Source organism: Microlunatus sp. GCM10028923 (assembly GCF_042666975.1).
Lineage (GTDB): Bacteria > Actinomycetota > Actinomycetes > Propionibacteriales > Propionibacteriaceae > Microlunatus.
Map to the genome: position 1 here is coordinate 14,549 of NZ_JBHTFF010000019.1, position 16,189 is coordinate 30,737.

Sequence of the window (16,189 nt, forward strand, 5' to 3'; positions counted from 1 at the left end):
TCACCGGGCCGGCAGCAGCCGGGCCCGGTCTCCCCGCAGGGCTGTCTCGCGGGCGTTCCAGGCCTCGACCATGCCGACCCGGTCGAGCAGCCGGTCCGCCGGCAGGAAATGATCTTCGGCGGCGGCCAGCAGCGTGCCGAGCCGGGCGTCCGCGTTCGCCACCCGGCTGGCGGCCGCCGGATCCTCGGCCAGGTTGTCCCGCTGCCAGGGATCGGCCCGGTCGTCGTACAGCAGCCAGGGCCGGCCGTCCACGGTGCGGGCATAGGTCAGGTCGTCGGTGATCACGCCGCGCCACTCCCCGATCCCCTGGTCGAACCCGTTGTCGCAGCTGACCCAGTTGCCGATGATCACCTCGTCGCGGAGCCGCGTCCCGGCGCGAAGTCGATCACTGAGGTCCTGCCCGTCGGCGCCCACCGGTGGCAGCCCGGCCAGCCCCAGCAGCGTCGGCGCCAGGTCGGTCAGGCCGAACAAGCCGTCCGGCCTTGACGCGGGGATGCCGGGGCCGTTGATCACCAGCGGCACCCGGGTCGCTTCGGCGTAAGGGCTCTGCTTGGCCCGCAGGCCGTGGGCGCCGAGCAGGTCGCCGTGATCGGAGCTGACCACGATGATCGTGTTCCGGCGCAGCCCGAGCCGGTCCAGTTCCACGACGATCCGGCCCAGTTCGGCGTCCACCGCGGTGATCGCGCTCCAGTACAGGCTCAGCGTGTCCCGCTGCCCGGCGGTGTCCGGGGTGTTCGGCGGCACGGTCGCGGCGGCGGGGTCGTAGCTGCGGAGCCGGTCCGGGACCGAGTCGTACGGGTCGTGCGGCGGGTTGTACGACACCGCGAGGAAGAACGGCTCGGTTCCCTGCCGGGACAGGAAGTCCAGCGCCAGGTCGGTGTGCACCTCCGGTTCGTACCCGGAGAAGTCGATCTTGGTGTCCGGCCCGGTGTAATAGTGCCCGTCCACGTGATCATGGGAGCAGTCGACGCCGACCCAGTGGTCGATCCCGGGTCGCGCGGCCGGCGGCACCCACTTGTCCCGCGGCAACCCGGCCAGGTGCCACTTGCCGATCCAGCCGGTCCGGTAGCCGGCCGCGGCGAGCTCCGTGCCGAGCGTCGGCAGGTCCGGCGGCAGCGGCAGGTCGTTGGCCACGACGCCGTGCCGGTGCGGCAGCGAGCCGGTGACCAGACTGGCCCGGCTCGGCCCGCAGATGGGCGCGTTGGAGCGGCCGCCGGCGATCGCCGCGCCGGTCGCGGCCAGCCGGTCCAGGTGCGGGGTCCGGACCGCGGAGGCCCGGCCACGGTCGTCGTCCAGCCAGCCCTGGTCCTGCCCGCGCCACTGGTCGGCCAGCACCAGGACGACGTTGGGCCGGGTCACGCCTGGAACTCCTGCGGGTCGACCTCGCCGCTCTCCACCGCGGCGTCGTAGGCGGCCTGCATCCGCTGCTGCATCGAGGCCAGGGCCGGCCCGAGGTCGGCGGCCGGGTCGAGCAGCAGCTTCTCGATCGTCTGGTCGACCTTCTCGCCGTCGACCTGGAGCAGTCCGCCCGGCGTCTTGGGCCACTGGCGATCAAGGTCGGCCGGCCGGAACTGCTGCAGGAACGCGTTGTCCTTGATCGCGGCGGAGTCCCACACCGCGTCGTTGATCGGTGGCGCGGCCTTGGCGGCCAGGGCCTCCTGGATGCCGTCGCCGACCATCGCCTGGAACACCTTCGCGGCCTGCTCCGGGTTCTTGCTGGTCGACGAGATCGCGTACGGGTAGCCGGCGTTCATCGGCGACCGGACCAGCTGTTGGCCGTCCGGCACCGGCAGCGGCGCGGCCACCGCGGAGACCTTGCTGCCCAGGTCGGCCAACGAAGAGACGATCGCGCTGCTGGTGAGGTACATCCCGGCCTCGCCCTTGCCGAAGGCGTTCGCGGCGACGTCGCCGGTCAGTGTCGCCGCGCCCGGGTAGGCCGTCTTGTCGGTGATCATGGCCCGGTAGAGCTCGATGATCGGCGCGTACTTCTCCGACACGTACTTCTGCGCCGCAGCGTCGAACAACCCGAACTGGGCCAGCGCCTCGTCGCCCGCCATCAGCGGGATGTCGACGCTCCACTGCCGGAAGCCGGTGGCCTTGATCGGGATGATCATGCCGAACGCGTCACCTCCGCCGGCCTTGGTGATCTTGGCCGCCGCTTCGCGTACCTCCGTGAACGTCTTCGGCGGCGCCGCGGGATCCAGCCCGGCCTGCTCGAACAGATCGGTGTTGATCACCATCCGGTTGGTGAACGCTGTAGTGGGCACCGCGTACGGCACGCCGCCCCAGACCAGTTCGCTGTTCTTCTGGTGGTACGGGGCCGCCGCATCGAGCACCGCCTGCTCGACCAGGTCGGGCAGCGGCAGCACCCAGCCGGCGGCGACGAACGCGCCCAGCTGGGAGGACGGGCTGTGGAACAGGTCGGGGGCCCGCTTGGTCTGGAAGCCGACCCGGACGATCTCCTCGTACTTGTCGGTCGCCTGCGGTTCGTACTGGACGGTGATGCCGAGCTCGGCGCCTTCCTTTCCGTTCCAGGCCCGGAAGAACTCCTGCCGGGCCTTGGCATGGGCGCCGGCCCGGTCCCAGACGACGACGGTGGCGGGGCCGCCGGCCGGACCGTTCGACGGACCGCCGCAGCCGGCAGCGGCGAGGCCGGTCGCGGCGACGCCGCCGAGGAAGCCGCGGCGGGTGAAGGACGATGCAGTCATCGGTGAACCTCATCTCGGGATGCGAGTGCGCTCGCGCGGTCGTGGAGCATGATCGAAAGGCTGGCGACGGCGGCCGGGACGGCGAGCGCCAGCAGCGGGCCCAGGTAGGGCACCCGGGTGAACAGCAGGACGGCGGCGGCCCCGGCGATCACGGCGGCCGTCGCGACGGTCACGGCCAGGTCGATCCTGGTCAGCGCGAGCCGATAGGCGTCCCGGATCGACGCGACGGTGCGGCCGGTCCGTTCGAAGATCACGAACGTCCAGGGCGCGAGCAGCAGCCAGGTCACCCCGGCCAGGCTGCTGGTGATCAGGACGACCCAGCCGTACGGGCCGCCGGGCGACGGGCCGAACAGCCCGATGATCACCAGCGCCGCCACGCCGAGATGGCAGCCGGCCAACGGCAGCGCCGGCAACAGGTGCCGGGCCAGGTGGCGTACGGTCTCGGCCGGGCCGAGCGTCGCCTCGCCGCGCGCGTACCGGCGCTGTTGGGTGATCAGCCACAGGGTGGCCGCGGGCAGCGTGATCACCGGCAGACTGAACAGCACCCAGCAGCAACTGGTCCAGGCCCAGTGCCACCAGCGGGACCAGGCGCGGAGCAGGGCGCCGTCCGGCGCGAAGATCCCAGTCGTAGGACCCGTCATCCCTTCACCGACCCCTCGGTCCAGCCGCGGACGAAGTGGCGCTGCAGCAGCACGAAGATCACCACGATCGGCACCAGCGCCAGGTTCGCCCCGGCCAGCACCGTGTTGTACGGCGTCATGCCCTCCGAGGCGTCGTACTGGAGCGCGCTGACCCCGACGACGAGGGTGCGCAGGTCGGGTGCGGCGAGCGAGAAGACGAGCGGCACCTGGTAGTTGTTCCAGGACGCCTGGAAGCCCAGGATCACCGTGGTGGCGAGGATCGGCCGCATCATCGGGAAGGTGACCCGCCAGTAGGTGCCGAACAGGCCGCACCCGTCGACCCGGGCGGCGTCCTCCATCTCGGTGCCGAGACCGATCACGAAGGCCTTGATCAGGAAGATGTGCACCAGCATGATCCCGGCCAGCTGGACCAGGGCGATGCCGAGCAGGTTGTCCAGCCCGAGGGCCTCGGCGATCACGTACTGCGGATAGAGGGTGGCCGTGGTCAGCCCGACGAAGAGCGTGCCGACGTAGAGCCCCTCGAGCAGCCGTTGGCCGCGCAGCTGCCGGCGGGCCAGCACGTAGCCGGTCATGCTCGACGCCAGCGTGTCCAGGACCACCACGAGCGCCGTGACGATCAGGCTGTTCAGGAAGTAGCGGGAGAAGTTCGCGGCGGTCCAGGCCTGCGCGTAGTTGCCCCATTCCCAGACCCGCGGCAGGATGCCGCCGTTCCGGCTGAGGATCTGGTCGAGCGGCGACACCGAGGCGAGCAGGCCGAAGATCAACGGCGAGATCATGATCAACGCGGCACCGACCAAGATCACCTGGAGCAGGACCGAGAGCGGACGGACGGGCTTGACCCGGGACCGCGACGTCGGCTGAGCCTGTCGAAGCCCCTCACCCTGCGACACGGTCAGGGGGCGGGTGGTCTCCGGAGCGGTCATGCCGCGCTCCGCCCGCTCCGGCTCAGCCGCAGGTAGGCCACGGAGATGATGCCGACGACCACGCTGGCGGTGATCCCCAACGCTGCCGCGTACCCGATCTGGGGCACGGATTCCGGCTCGAAGAAGAACCTGTAGAGGTAGGTGAACATCACCTCGGTGCTGCCGGCCGGACCGCCGTCGGTGAGCGTCTTGACCAGGTCGAAGCTGCGCATCGTGCCGATGATCGAGATCAGGATGACCACCCGGGTGACCGGCGCCAGCATCGGCATCACGATGTGCCGCAGGGTCGACCAGTGCCCGGCACCCTCCAGCGCCGCGCTCTCCAGCAGCTCGTTCGGGATCGTCATCATGCCGGCGAAGAAGAGCAGCAGGTTGATCCCGAGATGGGCCCAGACCCCGACCCCGATCAGGCTGCCGAGGGCACTGCCGGCCTCGCCCAGGAACCGGACCGGCGCCGCGGCCAGTCCGGAACCGGTGAGCAGTTGGTTCACCGGACCGCCGGTCTCCCGGAGCAGGAAGACGAAGATGATGCCGATGATCGCCGGGGACAGCACGTGCGGCAGGAAGAAGATCGTCCGGTAGAAGGTGCCGCCGCGGACGCCGCGGAAGAAGATGTACGCCAGCACCAGCGCCAGCGGGATCTCGATGATCAACCGGCCGAAACCGAACTTCAGCGTGTTCAGCACCGCGTCCCACCACTGCTCGTCGCCGGCCATCCGCTGATAGTTGGCCAGCCCGGTGAACTGCGGTGCCGAGAATCCGTTCCAGCGTTGAAAACTGAACCACAGCAGCCAGCTGATCGGCAGCAGCGCGAAGGCGACGTACGGCAGCAGGCTTGGCACCAGCATCGCGTAGCCGACCCGGTCCTCGCGACGCTGCCAGCGCGCCCGCCGGACCGGTGATCGACGTGCGGCATCGGAGCCGGCCACCGGAGACATCCGCGTCCCCTCCTCGTTCGACGATCGATCTGGCGGTCAATTTAGATCGATCTAAACGCAGGCGTCAAGTGTCCCCGGGAACTCTCGGATGATGAGATTCAGCCGCAGCCGCAGGAAACCCGGGCGTGCAGCTTCGGCGCCGGCGGTCGCCGGCTCCCCTTCGCCGGCAGGCCCATCTCGTCCAGCAGTACCCGGGCGCAGACCCGGCCCAAGCCGACCGGATCGGTGGCGATGCTGCTGATCGACGGGTTCCACATCGCCGACTGGTGCAGGTCGTCGATGCCGAGCATCGAGACCGGCGGATTTCCATGATCACCGAGGGCACGGACCAGGCCGTACGCGACGTTGTCGCTGTGGCAGAGCACCCCGTCGGGTGGCCGGATCCCGGCCGCGAGCAACTCCCCGGCCCGCCGGTAGGCGGCATCCGCGGACGCCTCGACCGGCTCCGACCACGGCTCGTCCCACTCGACCCCGGCCCGGTTCGAGGTACGCCGGAAGGCGCGCAGCCGGCCGACCCGCGGCGACGCCAGCGGATCCCCACCGAAATAGGCGACCCGGCGACTGCCGTGCACCTCGATCAGGTGCCGCGCACCGAGCCGGCCGATCGCCGCCTCGTCGGTGCCGACGAACGGCAACCCGACCCCCTCGATGTCGCGGAGCAGGGTCACCGTCGGCAGATCACTGCGCCGGATCACCGCGAAGTGCTCGGGCCCGGAGGTGAGCGCCGGGATCGTCACCACGCCGGCCGCCCGGTGCTCGACCAGGGACCGGAGGATCTGCTCCTGCAGCTCGAGCCGGTCCACCGTGTTGGCGATCATGACGAAGAACCCGACCTCGCCGAGGACCTCCTGCACGCCGAGCGACACCTCGGCAACGAACGGGTTGATCACGTCGGGCATGACGAGCCCGACCAGATCGTTGCGCTGGGTGCGCAGGTTGGCCGCCGCCTGGTTGTAGACGTACCCGAGCCGCTCGGCCTCCGCCAGCACCGCCGTCCGGGTGGTCGCCGAGACCAGTGGACTGTTCCGCATCACCAGCGACACCGTCGCCCGGGAGACGCCGAGCGAGTCCGCGACATCGATCATCCGGACCCGCCGCCCGCCGGACCGCCCTGTCCCCTGCATCGCTCACCTCCAACGAATCCTGGCGCGGCCCGAAGCATAACCGTCGCGCCACTCGGCCTCAGCAAACGTGTGGTTGTCGACAAACCCACCTCACAATGCCCGCCGAGCGTCGGAATGTCGACAACCACACCAAAAGCGGGCCAGGGTTGGTGGACCCGGTTCGCGCTCAGGGGGTCGAGCGCGGCGCGTACATGATCACGATCACCCCGGCGAGGCAGATCAGGGCACCGATCACGTCCCAGCGGTCCGGTCGGAAGCCGTCGACGATCATGGCCCAGGCCAGTGAGCCGGCGACGAAGATCCCGCCGTAGGCGGCCAGGATGCGGCCGAAGTGCGGGTCTGGCTGCAGGGTCGCGACGAAGCCGTACAGGCCCAGGGCGATCACTCCGGCGCCGACCCAGACCCAGCCCTTGTGCTCACGCAATCCCTGCCAGATCAGCCAGGCGCCGCCGATCTCCGCCACCGCGGCCAGCAGGAAGAGTCCGATCGAGCGAAGCATGATCATGGTGGGACTCTAGCGACGGGCTGCACCCGCCGTTGCGCTGAACGGGATCGGGCAGCCGGGGATCGCCACGCACTCGAGCAGGTCGTCGCAGCCGGCCGCGAGGGCGTTGCGCAGGGTCTCCGCGATCACCTGCAGTTCGGCGATCCGGGCCTCGACGTCACTCAGCTTCGCCTCGGCACGATGCCGGAAGCCGGCGCCGTCCCCCGCCGGATGGCGGTGCCCGGCCAGGTTCAGCAGGTCGGCGATCTCGTCCAGGCTGAAGCCCAGGCGCTGCGTCGTCTTGATCACGCGCAGGATCGTGATCACGTCATCCGGGTAGAGCCGGTGCCCGCCGAGGCTTCGGTCCGGCTCCTCAATCAGGCCTCGTCGTTCGTAGTATCGCAACGTCTGCGGGTTGATCCCGGCCGCGTTGGCGACCTCCGCCGGCCGCAGTCCCTGGTACCCGGTCATGGCCGGCTCACTCGACCAGCTCGGCGGCCGCCACGGCCCGGGTCAGCAGGGCGTCCAGTACGCCGGTCCGGGCCTCCGGGACCATGATCAGCAACCCGATCCGGCCGGGACCGGCCGGATCCACCGTGAACCGGAAGAAGGAGCAGCACTCCACCTCCCGGGCGGCCAGGTCACGGGCGCGGCCGACCGCCTCCTCGTCCAGGATCATCCGTGCCGTCGAAGCTGCGACCCGCTCCACGGACCGGAGCGACTCCGCGAAGAGTTCGTCGAACTCCGCGATCCGGAGCGGCTGCTCGTCGGTCGGCAGCGTGCAGGAGTCCGGGGCCCAGTCGCCATCGGTGATCGTCATGTCTCGACGGTAAACCCGTACCCAGGTATCGGATTCAACTCTCCGTGCCGGGCGTCTGGTCGATCTCCTCCGCGCGCTGGCGGAACTGTTCGCCGACCAGACGCAGGACGTCCAGCTGGGCCGGGTTGAACACCTCGACCATGGCATCGTTGACCGCCCGGATGACGTAGGACGGCCCGCGGGGCGCGTTCGCGTGGATCGTCGCGATGCCCGGATTCGCCATGATCAACTCGAGGTAGTGCGGAAAGAGCCGGTCGGCGATGTCGCGGCGGGTGTCCTCGTCGGCGTCGGCCGGCAACTCGTCGAACTCGACCGCGACCTCGGTGCGCCGGTAGCCGGTCAGCATCCGCCGCATCGCCTCGATGCCCTCGGGGCCGAGGACGCGCCCGTACACGACGGTCAGGGCACGATCGGCCTCGGTCAGGTCGGCGGAGACGTCGGCCAGTTCCGGCGGCAGGTCGGTCGGCAGGCTCTGCCGCAGGATCAGCGCCAGTTCGGCCCGGATCCGTTGCAGCCGCTCGATCGTCGCGGCCAGTTCGGAGTCGAGCAGCCGCAGCGCTTGTTCCGGGTGCTCGTCGGCCTCGCCCATCGCCGAGATCTGGTTCAGCGACAGGCCGAGGTCGGTCAGCCGCCGGATCCGGAGCAGCCGGATCAGGTGCGCGACCCCGTACTGCTTGTAGCCGTTGGCGGCACGTTCGGGCTCCTCCAGCAGGCCGACCTCGTGGTAGTGCCGGACCGCCTTCAAGGTCGTTCCGGCCAGTTCCGCCAACTGCCGGGTGCTCCACGCCACGTGCCGCTCCTTGTCGTCGCCTTCGGACCCCAGTTCATCGGATGCCCCAGGGGCACGGTCAAGTTCGCCGCGCGGCGGGTTTGACTGTGCCCCCACGGCATGGTCTGAACTGTCCTGGAATCAACCGTGCGGGAAGGAAATGATCATGACCGAGACCACCCATCAGGTGCCGGAGACCCGGCCTGCGGTGCGCCCGGGCTGGCCGGAGATCGTCGTCGGCCTGGCCGTGATGTCGCTCGTCGGGTACGGGATCCCGATCCTGCTGTTCCGTCCGCTCGGCATCGAGGGTGCCGTGAGCGGCGTCCTGCTGGCCCTGCTCTCCGGCACCGCCGGCATGATCGGCTTCGCTGCCGCCGCCGCGATCCGGATCCGCGAACTCGGCCCCTTCGGAGTACGGAAGACCAGCGGGAAGTGGCTGCTGCTCGGGCTGGCCGGCGGCCTGGTCGCCCTGCTCGTCAAGATCATCGTCATGCCGGCGCTCGTCTCCGCGTTCGGGCTCGCCACCGACACCCAGGACACCTACGCGGCCGGGGCCAGCGCGGGACCGCTGTTCGTGATCTTGATGATGCTGTCCCTGGCCGTGATCACCCCGATCGGCGAAGAACTCCTGTTCCGCGGCGTGCTCACCACCGCCCTGCTCCGCTACGGGCCGTGGATCGGCGTGATCGGCAGCTCGGTGATCTTCGCGCTGATGCACGGCATCAACTTCGTCCTGCCGGCGGCCGTGATCGTCGGCCTGATCGCCGGCGAGCTCCGCCGCCGCAGCGGCTCGATCTGGCCCGGCGTGATCGTGCACGCGGTGAACAACTCGATCACCGTGGTCGTGTATGCCCTGATCGGCCTCTCCGGCTGAACCGGCCCCGCCGGGCACGAGCGGTGCGAGGATGACCCCGATATGGAGTCGTACGTCGAGCGTCCGCCGATCCCGGAACTGTCCGGGATGGTGCGGACCGTCTGGATCCAGCGCACCGGCGAGGCCGCGTACCTGCAGCGCCACCTGCCCACCGGCGGCGTCGAACTGCGCGTCCCGGTCGGCGGCCCGCCGATGCTGGCCGGGCCGCTGACGGGTCCCTCGATCGAGCTCATCCCGCCCCGGACCACGCTGGTCGGGATCCGGTTCCACCCGGGCTCCGCGCCGCCCCTGCCGAGCGTGCTCGACGACCTTGTCGATCAGCGGATCCGGCTGGCCGAGCTCTGGGGCGAGGCCGACCGACTGGAGGAGGCGGTGGCCGCGGCCGCGACCCCGGAACGGGCGCTCGGCGTGGTGCAGGCCCGGCTCCTCGCGCAGTACCGGCGCACCCCGGTCGACCCGCTGGTCGGCGCGGCGGTACGGGCGCTGATGCCCTGGCAGCCGGTGAACATCGACGCGCTGGCCGGCCACCTCGCGCTCTCCGCGAGCCAGTTGCGTCGCCGCTGCCTGCAGGCGGTCGGGATGAGCCCGAAGGTGCTGCAGCGGACGTTGCGGTTCCAGGGTTTCCTCGCGCTGGCTCAGGCCGGCACCCGGGCGTCCGGCCGGCGCAGCTCCGACGGCGCGGCCGGGCTCGCGATCGACGCCGGGTACGCCGATCAGGCACACCTGAGCCGGGAGTGCCTCCGGCTGACCGGGCTCACACCGCGGCAGTTGCTCGGCGGCGAGGTGGACCGGTGCGCCTGCGGCCATGATCACGCGGCGTCCTACCGCCCGTTCCTGTCCGGCCGGGACCGCCTTCCGGCCGGCCTGGGGATCACCACCAAGGAGGGTGGTGTCAAACGGTGGTGGTGGTGAGCGGCGTCCAGGTGCGTGCTGGACAAGGCGGAGGAGGGAGGCGTAGCGGTGTTCTACGTCGACCGACGACAACGCAGTCCAGTGCGTGCCTGGGCGTCGCTCGCTGCCGCCACCGTTTGACACCACCCTCCTGGGAGAGCATGCGCGATTTGTTCAAGCTCGTGGCGGTGCGCCGCCCGTAGCTTCGGCTGGTGCCCGCTCTCTCCCTCGACGGCGCGGTGTTCCGGCCGGGGTCGCCCGGCTACGACGCCGCTCGCCGCCCGGCCCAGCCCGCCTTCCGCGGCGTGCGGCCGAGCCTGGTGGCGCGCTGCCGGTCGGTGTCGGACGTCGTCCGTACGCTCTCGTACGTTCGCGGCACCGGGGAACCCTTCGCCGTCCGCAGCGGCGGTCATTGCTTCGCCGGCCGGTCGTCGACCGAGGGCGTCCTGCTCGACCTGTCCGGGCTGGACGGGGTCTCGTTCGTCGGCGGGATCGCCACGATCGGCGCCGGGGCCAGGCTGGGCCGGGTCTATCCGGCGCTGCACGAGTCCGGCCGGACCCTGCCGGCCGGTTGCGGGTCGACCGTCGGCATCGCCGGGCTGACCCTCGGCGGCGGCATCGGGCTGCTCGGCCGCAGGCACGGGCTGACCAGCGACCGCCTGACCGGAGCCCGGGTGGTGCTCGCGGACGGCAGCGTCGTGGACTGCGGCCCGGACCGCGAGCCCGACCTCTTCTGGGCGTTGCGCGGTGCCGGCGGTGGACAGTTCGGCGTCGTCACCACGCTCCGGTACGAGACGGTGCCGGAGCCGGTCCTGACCAGGATCGAGGCGACCTGGTCGGGCGTCGACCCGGCCGGCCTGGTCGCGGCCTGGCAGGACTGGTCCCCGGCGGCGCCGGACGAGCTCACGGTGAACCTCACCGTGGTGTCCGAGCCGGGTCGTCCGGCCCGGATCACGCTGGTCGGAGCCGCTGTCCTGGACGAGGTCGCGACCCAGGAGCTGATCCGGGAATTCCTGGCCACGGTCGGGTTGCGGACGACGGTCCGGCTGCGGGGCGGGCTGCCGTACCACCGGCTGAAGAGCACCCTGACCGACCCGCGGGACGTGCCCGCGCGGGCGCTGCGGATCAGGTCGGAGTTCTTCCGGCGCAGTCTGCCGCCGCCGGTGCTCGCCGTACTGCTGGAGGGGCTGGCCGAGCCGCGCGACGCCGGGCGACGGCAGCTCACCTTTACGGCGATGGGCGGTGCCTACAACCGGATCGGTGCCGCGACGACGGCGTTCGCGCACCGGGAGGAACGGTTCCTGCTCGAGCACATCGGCGATCCCGACGACGCATGGGTGGACGCGTCGTGGGCCGCGGCGCACCCGGCCGGCTCCGGGCGGGTGTACGCCAACTTCCCCGATCCCGCGCTCGAGGACGCACCGGCGGCCTATCACGCGGACAACCGGACCAGGCTGGCCGCGATCAAGCGGAGCTACGACCCGGACCGGTTCTTCGACTTCCCGCAGGCCAGTTGATCATCAGTGAAGGAGCCCAGAATGATCTTGGTCACCGGCGGCCTCGGCATGATCGGCGCCCACACCGCCCGGGCGCTGGCCGACGGCGGGCAGCGGGTGGTCGTCACGTCGCACCGGCGGACCGAGGTGCCGTCCTTCCTGACCGACCGGGTGATCGTCGAAACGCTCGACACCACGGACCGGGACGCCTTCCTCGGTCTCGCCGAACGGCACATGATCACCGACATCGTGCATCTCGCCGGCTCCGCCCCGGACGCCGACCCGGTCGTCTTCTTCCGCGCCGAGCTGGCCGGACTGCTCAACGCGCTGGACGCCGCCCGCGCCTGGCAGGTGCGCCGGTTCGCCGTCGCGAGCAGCCTCGGCGTCTACCTGGGCCGCCCGGAGATCCCTTGGCAGGAAGATCTCGCGCTGCCGAGCGCCGAGCTGCCGCACCTGATCATCGCCTTCAAGAAGGCGGTCGAGCCGCTCACCACGCACGCCTTGCAGGGCACCGGAGTCCAGCCGGTGATCTTGCGGATCGGCTCCGTCTGGGGTCCGCTGGTGGACCCGGAGTCGCCGTTCTTCCACCTTCCGCCGTACGTCAGCGCAGCACTCCGCGGTGATCAACCCGGCAGCGTGTACGCCGACGACGGCTTCGACTGCTGCTACGCGCCCGACGCCGGCCGGGCGATCGCGATGTTGATCATGACCGAGACCTTGCGGTACGACACCTACAACGTCTCCAGCGGCCGCCGGGCGACCAACCGCGAGGTCGCGGAGGCGCTGCGGGCGGTCCTGCCGGACGCGCGACTGGACCTGGTGCCCGGCCGCCGGGACGATGCCGGCGACGACCCGTACCTCGACATCACCCGACTCACCGAGGACACCGGCTTCCGGCCGGCGTTCGACCTCCCCGCGGCCGTCGCCGACTACGTCGCCTGGCGCGCCGACCATCCCCGCTGAACAGGAGCAACATGTTGGATCCCGACGTTCGCCACGCCCTCGACGGCGCCTCGATCGCCCACCTGGCCACCGTCCTGCCGGACGGCTCGCCGCATGTCGTGCCGGTCTTCGTCGGCACCGTGGGCGACCGGATCGCCGTCTTCACCGGGCCGGACTCCCGCAAGGCGCGCAACCTGCGCAACGACCCGCGGGTCGCCCTGTCCGTGGCGCCCGCCGACGGGCCGTTCCAGCCGGTGGTGGTCCGCGGCCGGGTCGTCGACTGGATCGAGGACGAATCCCGGTGGGAGATCATCGACCGGATCGCCGTGACCTACATCGGCGGGCCCTACTCCCGGGACCTGGACCGGGTCGTGATGATCATCGAACCCGAGCAGCAGCTGGTCGGCGTCCGCTAGCCCGGCCCTGAGTCCGGCGTCATGATCAGCTTCGCGCGCCTCGGCGTTGCCGGCGTACCGCAGGTCAGGGACGTCGCACGGTGGTGGTGTCGGCGCTCATGAAGGTGCCGTCGGCGTCGGTGGGGCGCAGGTCGCTGAGCGGCTGTCCGCCTTCGCCGACGAGCACCGAGTGCGCCTCCTTGGGCCCGAACGCGTGCCGCTCGCCCCATTGACGCATGGCCACGACGACGGTGAAGAGATCGCGCCCCGCGTCGGTGAGGGCATAGACCTGCCGCCGCCCTGAGCTCGCCGTCTCGCGCCGGAGCAGGCCGCGATCGACGAGCCGGCGGAGCCGGTCGGTGAGGATGTTGCGGGCCACTCCGGTGCGCTGCTGGAAGTCGGTGAACGACTGCGCACCGTCCATCGCGTCCCGGATGATCAACAGGCTCCACCGGTCGCCGACAAGATCGACCGTGCGCGCGACGGGGCAGGTGGCGTCCGTCCAGTCCGTACCGTCGAGGTGTGCGGCGGGCTTCATCACTCTCCCATCAATGAGTTGCGGATTGAAACTATTCTGCCCTAGGGTCTAATCAGTTGCAATCTGCTACTGATTGGGGTTGAGGTGGTCGGCAGTTCGTCCGGTCGAAGAATGCTGCTCGCGACGGTCTGCGCGGTCGCCGTGGCCACGATCTACGTCGCGCAACCCGTGCTGGCACAGCTCGGGCAGGACCTCGGCGTACCCGAGGCCGACCTGGGCTGGATCGTGACGGCGGGACAGCTCGGCTACCTGGTCGGGCTGGCCACCCTTGTCCCCCTGGGCGACCTGCTCGACCGGCGCAGGTTGATCACCGGCCACCTGCTGCTCGCCGCGGTCGGCATGCTGGCGGCGGCCGCCTCACCCAACCTTCCCCTGCTGTTGATCAGCCTCGCTGGGACCGGCCTGGTCGCGGTCGTCGTGCAGACCGCCGTCGCGTTCGCCGCCGACCTGTCGACCCCGGCGGAACGCGGTCGCACGCTGGGAGTCGTCACCTCCGGCGTCATCCTGGGCATCCTGGGAGCGCGCATCCTGGCGGGAGTTCTCGCCGACTGGTGGGGATGGCGCACCGTGTACCTGACGCTCGCGGTGCTGCTGGTCGCCTTGTCGATCTTGGTCCTGAAGCTGTTACCAGCTGATCATCGCCCGGCTCGCCGCACCTACGGCGCGGTCATGAGCTCGCTCGGCCACCTGTTCCGGGACCCGCTGTTCGTCTCGCGCGGGCTGATCGCCTTCTTCCTGTTCGCCTCCTTCGGCACCCTGTGGAGCGGACTGGCGCTACCCCTGGCGGCCGACCCGTGGCACCTGAGCACCGCCCAGACCGGGCTGTTCGGCATCGCCGGGCTGGCCGGTGCCCTGGGCGCCGTACGGGCCGGCCGCTGGGCCGACGCGCAGCGCGCGAACGCCGTCGCCGGCGGTGGGCTCGTCCTGCTCGCCGCGTCCTGGATCGCCACCGGGCAGGCGAACTGGTCACTCGGGCTGGTGGTGATCGGTGTCGTCGTCCTCGACTTCGCCGTCCAGGCCGTACACGTCAGCAACCAGTCACTGCTCACCGCCGCGCATCCCGACCGTACGAGCAGCGTGATCGGCGGCTACATGATCTTCTATGCCCTCGGCTCCGCCCTCGGCGCGATCACCACCACCACGGCCTATGCCCTGGCTGGATGGACCGGGTCCGCGATCCTCGGCGCCGTCTTCGCGGGTGGCGGACTGATCACCTGGGCCGTCAGCCGGCACAGTGTGGCAAGGAGGGAAACCGGTGCCAGAAACCCTTGAGCACAAGGTGTTCCATCCCGGTTGCGGTCATCGGTGCCGCGGCGGCATGATCACTGACCCGTGCCCGTATGCAGGTCGGGCAGTTCCCGCATCGCCCAGAAGGGTCCGGTGACGACGAAGGCCGCGGCGCACAGCTGGCCGCAGGCGGCGATCCACAGCGTCGGGACCACGCCGAGCCCGGCGCCGAGGACGCCGGCCAGCAGGGCGGCGATCGGCATCACGCCCCAGACGAAGAAACGGACCGAGGCGTTCATCCGGCCGAGCAGGCGGGCCGGGGTGATCCGCTGCCGGAAGGTCACCTGGGTGATGTTGTAGAGCAGGGCGGTGAAGGTGCCGACGAAGAACTGGGCCACCAGCAACGGGAACGCCACCGCCGGAACGAGCGCGGCGAGCGGGACCAGCAGGCCGACCACACTGAAGCCGATCGCGCTGACCGGGATCGCCCGCGCCTCCCCGATCAGCCGGACGATCCGAGGCGTCGTGACCGCGCCGAGCAGCCCGCCGACCGATCCGAGGGAGATCACGATGCCCATCGCCTGCGGCGTGAAACCCAACTCCCGCAGGAGAAGCAGCGGCAGCAGCGTCATCGAGATGGTGTTGAAGAAGTTGGACACACTGGTGGTGCCGACAATCCGGCGCAGCAGCGGTTCGGTGAACACGAACCGCAGCCCCTCCCCGATCTCCCGGAGAATCGGTCCATGATCATCAGAAGCGCGCCGTTCCTCGTGATCACGCGTGAGCACGAGGGCGACGACCGACAACAGGTACGTTCCGGCCGTGGCGATCATCGCCAGCGGCGCCGTGATCAGCCCGATCAGCCAGCCGCCGACCCCCGGCCCGGCGATGTTCGCGAGCTCGTACGTCGCCTGCAGCTTGCCGTTCGCCTCGGCGATCTGCCGCGGCCGGACCAGGGCCGGGACGATGCTCTGGTACGACACGTCGAAGAACACCGACGCGACCCCGACGACACCGGCGACGATGATCAACTGCCAGAGCTGCAGCAATCCGGTCACCCAGAGCAGCGGTACGGAAGCCAGGGCGGCCGCCCGGACGAGGTCAGCGACGATCATGACCCGTCGCTTCCGCAGCCGGTCGATCCACACCCCGGCCGGCAGCCCGACGACCAGGAACGCGGCGACGTTCGCGGCGTTCAGGACGCCCACCTCGAACGCGCCGGCGCCGAGCAGGAGCACGGCCAGGACGGGAATCGCGAGTTCGGAGATTTGGGCGCCGAACTGCGCGAACGCCTGGCCGCCCCACATCGTCAGGAAGTTGCGATCCCGCCACAGCGAGCCGACGGGCTCCTCCGCCGGAGCCGCACCACCCTCGGGCGCGACGGACTGAGGTGATTGGGACATGCCAATCAGTCTGCAA

General features: G+C 70.6%; 18 protein-coding genes. 6 read left to right on the forward strand and 12 right to left on the reverse strand.

Annotated features, from left to right (window positions below; translation table 11 throughout):
• From ACFQU4_RS32910 to ACFQU4_RS32955, 10 genes are all read right to left on the reverse strand, one after another.
• On the reverse strand, window positions 1–1,359 hold the full coding sequence (locus ACFQU4_RS32910; protein ID WP_377500386.1) for a sulfatase-like hydrolase/transferase: 1,359 nt from the start codon (window positions 1,357–1,359) through the stop codon (window positions 1–3).
• The gene (locus ACFQU4_RS32915; protein WP_377500388.1) at window positions 1,356–2,708 is read right to left on the reverse strand and encodes an ABC transporter substrate-binding protein; all 1,353 of its coding nucleotides are present in this window, start codon (window positions 2,706–2,708) and stop codon (window positions 1,356–1,358) included. Before ACFQU4_RS32915 ends, ACFQU4_RS32910 begins: the two co-directional genes overlap by 4 nt.
• Window positions 2,705–3,349, reverse strand: coding sequence for a hypothetical protein (locus ACFQU4_RS32920; RefSeq protein WP_377500390.1), 645 nt, complete (start codon window positions 3,347–3,349; stop codon window positions 2,705–2,707). Before ACFQU4_RS32920 ends, ACFQU4_RS32915 begins: the two co-directional genes overlap by 4 nt.
• Window positions 3,346–4,272 (reverse strand): carbohydrate ABC transporter permease, encoded by a 927-nt coding sequence (locus tag ACFQU4_RS32925; RefSeq protein WP_377500392.1) that lies wholly within the window; start codon window positions 4,270–4,272, stop codon window positions 3,346–3,348. The genes ACFQU4_RS32920 and ACFQU4_RS32925 overlap by 4 nt, the downstream gene beginning before the upstream one ends.
• Window positions 4,269–5,210 (reverse strand): carbohydrate ABC transporter permease, encoded by a 942-nt coding sequence (locus tag ACFQU4_RS32930; protein ID WP_377500394.1) that lies wholly within the window; start codon window positions 5,208–5,210, stop codon window positions 4,269–4,271. The genes ACFQU4_RS32925 and ACFQU4_RS32930 overlap by 4 nt, the downstream gene beginning before the upstream one ends.
• Window positions 5,211–5,308: 98 nt before the next feature.
• A complete protein-coding gene (locus tag ACFQU4_RS32935) occupies window positions 5,309–6,334 on the reverse strand; it encodes a LacI family DNA-binding transcriptional regulator (RefSeq protein ID WP_377500396.1) in 1,026 nt (341 codons plus the stop codon).
• Window positions 6,335–6,500: 166 nt separating this feature from the next.
• Window positions 6,501–6,839: a YnfA family protein gene (locus tag ACFQU4_RS32940; protein WP_377500398.1), complete on the reverse strand. Its 339-nt coding sequence runs from the start codon at window positions 6,837–6,839 to the stop codon at window positions 6,501–6,503.
• Window positions 6,840–6,848: 9 nt separating this feature from the next.
• Window positions 6,849–7,289 (reverse strand): MerR family transcriptional regulator, encoded by a 441-nt coding sequence (locus ACFQU4_RS32945; RefSeq protein WP_377500400.1) that lies wholly within the window; start codon window positions 7,287–7,289, stop codon window positions 6,849–6,851.
• Window positions 7,290–7,296: 7 nt separating this feature from the next.
• Window positions 7,297–7,638, reverse strand: a complete 342-nt coding sequence (locus ACFQU4_RS32950) for a hypothetical protein (protein WP_377500402.1) — start codon at window positions 7,636–7,638, stop codon at window positions 7,297–7,299.
• A 34-nt stretch (window positions 7,639–7,672) separates the two neighbouring features.
• On the reverse strand, window positions 7,673–8,428 hold the full coding sequence (locus tag ACFQU4_RS32955; RefSeq protein WP_377500404.1) for a MerR family transcriptional regulator: 756 nt from the start codon (window positions 8,426–8,428) through the stop codon (window positions 7,673–7,675).
• 145 nt (window positions 8,429–8,573) lie between these two features.
• Here ACFQU4_RS32955 and ACFQU4_RS32960 point away from each other — a divergent pair, with 145 nt between their 5' ends.
• The 5 genes from ACFQU4_RS32960 (at window position 8,574) to ACFQU4_RS32980 (ending at window position 13,026) form a co-directional block, all read left to right on the forward strand.
• Window positions 8,574–9,281, forward strand: coding sequence for a CPBP family intramembrane glutamic endopeptidase (locus ACFQU4_RS32960; RefSeq protein WP_377500406.1), 708 nt, complete (start codon window positions 8,574–8,576; stop codon window positions 9,279–9,281).
• A gap of 42 nt (window positions 9,282–9,323) precedes the next feature.
• A complete protein-coding gene (locus ACFQU4_RS32965; RefSeq protein ID WP_377500408.1) occupies window positions 9,324–10,193 on the forward strand; it encodes a helix-turn-helix domain-containing protein in 870 nt (289 codons plus the stop codon).
• A 191-nt stretch (window positions 10,194–10,384) separates the two neighbouring features.
• On the forward strand, window positions 10,385–11,689 hold the full coding sequence (locus tag ACFQU4_RS32970; RefSeq protein WP_377500410.1) for an FAD-binding oxidoreductase: 1,305 nt from the start codon (window positions 10,385–10,387) through the stop codon (window positions 11,687–11,689).
• A gap of 21 nt (window positions 11,690–11,710) precedes the next feature.
• Window positions 11,711–12,631, forward strand: a complete 921-nt coding sequence (locus ACFQU4_RS32975) for an NAD-dependent epimerase/dehydratase family protein (RefSeq protein WP_377500412.1) — start codon at window positions 11,711–11,713, stop codon at window positions 12,629–12,631.
• A gap of 11 nt (window positions 12,632–12,642) precedes the next feature.
• Entirely contained in the window at window positions 12,643–13,026 is a 384-nt protein-coding gene (locus tag ACFQU4_RS32980; RefSeq protein ID WP_377500414.1) for a TIGR03618 family F420-dependent PPOX class oxidoreductase, read from the forward strand.
• A gap of 64 nt (window positions 13,027–13,090) precedes the next feature.
• Here ACFQU4_RS32980 and ACFQU4_RS32985 read toward each other — a convergent pair whose 3' ends face one another.
• Window positions 13,091–13,543: a winged helix-turn-helix transcriptional regulator gene (locus ACFQU4_RS32985; RefSeq protein ID WP_377500416.1), complete on the reverse strand. Its 453-nt coding sequence runs from the start codon at window positions 13,541–13,543 to the stop codon at window positions 13,091–13,093.
• 111 nt (window positions 13,544–13,654) lie between these two features.
• Here ACFQU4_RS32985 and ACFQU4_RS32990 point away from each other — a divergent pair, with 111 nt between their 5' ends.
• Window positions 13,655–14,815, forward strand: coding sequence for an MFS transporter (locus ACFQU4_RS32990; protein ID WP_377500419.1), 1,161 nt, complete (start codon window positions 13,655–13,657; stop codon window positions 14,813–14,815).
• 50 nt (window positions 14,816–14,865) lie between these two features.
• On the opposite strand, the gene ACFQU4_RS32995 is transcribed toward ACFQU4_RS32990, so the two are convergent.
• Window positions 14,866–16,173 carry an MFS transporter gene (locus ACFQU4_RS32995; RefSeq protein ID WP_377500422.1) on the reverse strand — a complete coding sequence of 436 codons (1,308 nt, stop codon included), beginning with the start codon at window positions 16,171–16,173 and terminating at the stop codon, window positions 14,866–14,868.
• Window positions 16,174–16,189 lie beyond the last annotated feature (16 nt).

Coding starts and splice junctions, on each gene's coding strand:
- ACFQU4_RS32915 (WP_377500388.1), bottom strand. CDS start 2,708: ATGACTGCATCGTCCTTCACCCGCCGCGGCTTCCTCGGCGGCGTCGCC.
- ACFQU4_RS32920 (WP_377500390.1), bottom strand. CDS start 3,349: ATGACGGGTCCTACGACTGGGATCTTCGCGCCGGACGGCGCCCTGCTC.
- ACFQU4_RS32925 (WP_377500392.1), bottom strand. CDS start 4,272: ATGACCGCTCCGGAGACCACCCGCCCCCTGACCGTGTCGCAGGGTGAG.
- ACFQU4_RS32930 (WP_377500394.1), bottom strand. CDS start 5,210: ATGTCTCCGGTGGCCGGCTCCGATGCCGCACGTCGATCACCGGTCCGG.
- ACFQU4_RS32935 (WP_377500396.1), bottom strand. CDS start 6,334: ATGCAGGGGACAGGGCGGTCCGGCGGGCGGCGGGTCCGGATGATCGAT.
- ACFQU4_RS32940 (WP_377500398.1), bottom strand. CDS start 6,839: ATGATCATGCTTCGCTCGATCGGACTCTTCCTGCTGGCCGCGGTGGCG.
- ACFQU4_RS32945 (WP_377500400.1), bottom strand. CDS start 7,289: ATGACCGGGTACCAGGGACTGCGGCCGGCGGAGGTCGCCAACGCGGCC.
- ACFQU4_RS32950 (WP_377500402.1), bottom strand. CDS start 7,638: ATGACGATCACCGATGGCGACTGGGCCCCGGACTCCTGCACGCTGCCG.
- ACFQU4_RS32960 (WP_377500406.1), top strand. CDS start 8,574: ATGACCGAGACCACCCATCAGGTGCCGGAGACCCGGCCTGCGGTGCGC.
- ACFQU4_RS32965 (WP_377500408.1), top strand. CDS start 9,324: ATGGAGTCGTACGTCGAGCGTCCGCCGATCCCGGAACTGTCCGGGATG.
- ACFQU4_RS32975 (WP_377500412.1), top strand. CDS start 11,711: ATGATCTTGGTCACCGGCGGCCTCGGCATGATCGGCGCCCACACCGCC.
- ACFQU4_RS32980 (WP_377500414.1), top strand. CDS start 12,643: ATGTTGGATCCCGACGTTCGCCACGCCCTCGACGGCGCCTCGATCGCC.
- ACFQU4_RS32985 (WP_377500416.1), bottom strand. CDS start 13,543: ATGAAGCCCGCCGCACACCTCGACGGTACGGACTGGACGGACGCCACC.
- ACFQU4_RS32990 (WP_377500419.1), top strand. CDS start 13,655: ATGCTGCTCGCGACGGTCTGCGCGGTCGCCGTGGCCACGATCTACGTC.
- ACFQU4_RS32995 (WP_377500422.1), bottom strand. CDS start 16,173: ATGTCCCAATCACCTCAGTCCGTCGCGCCCGAGGGTGGTGCGGCTCCG.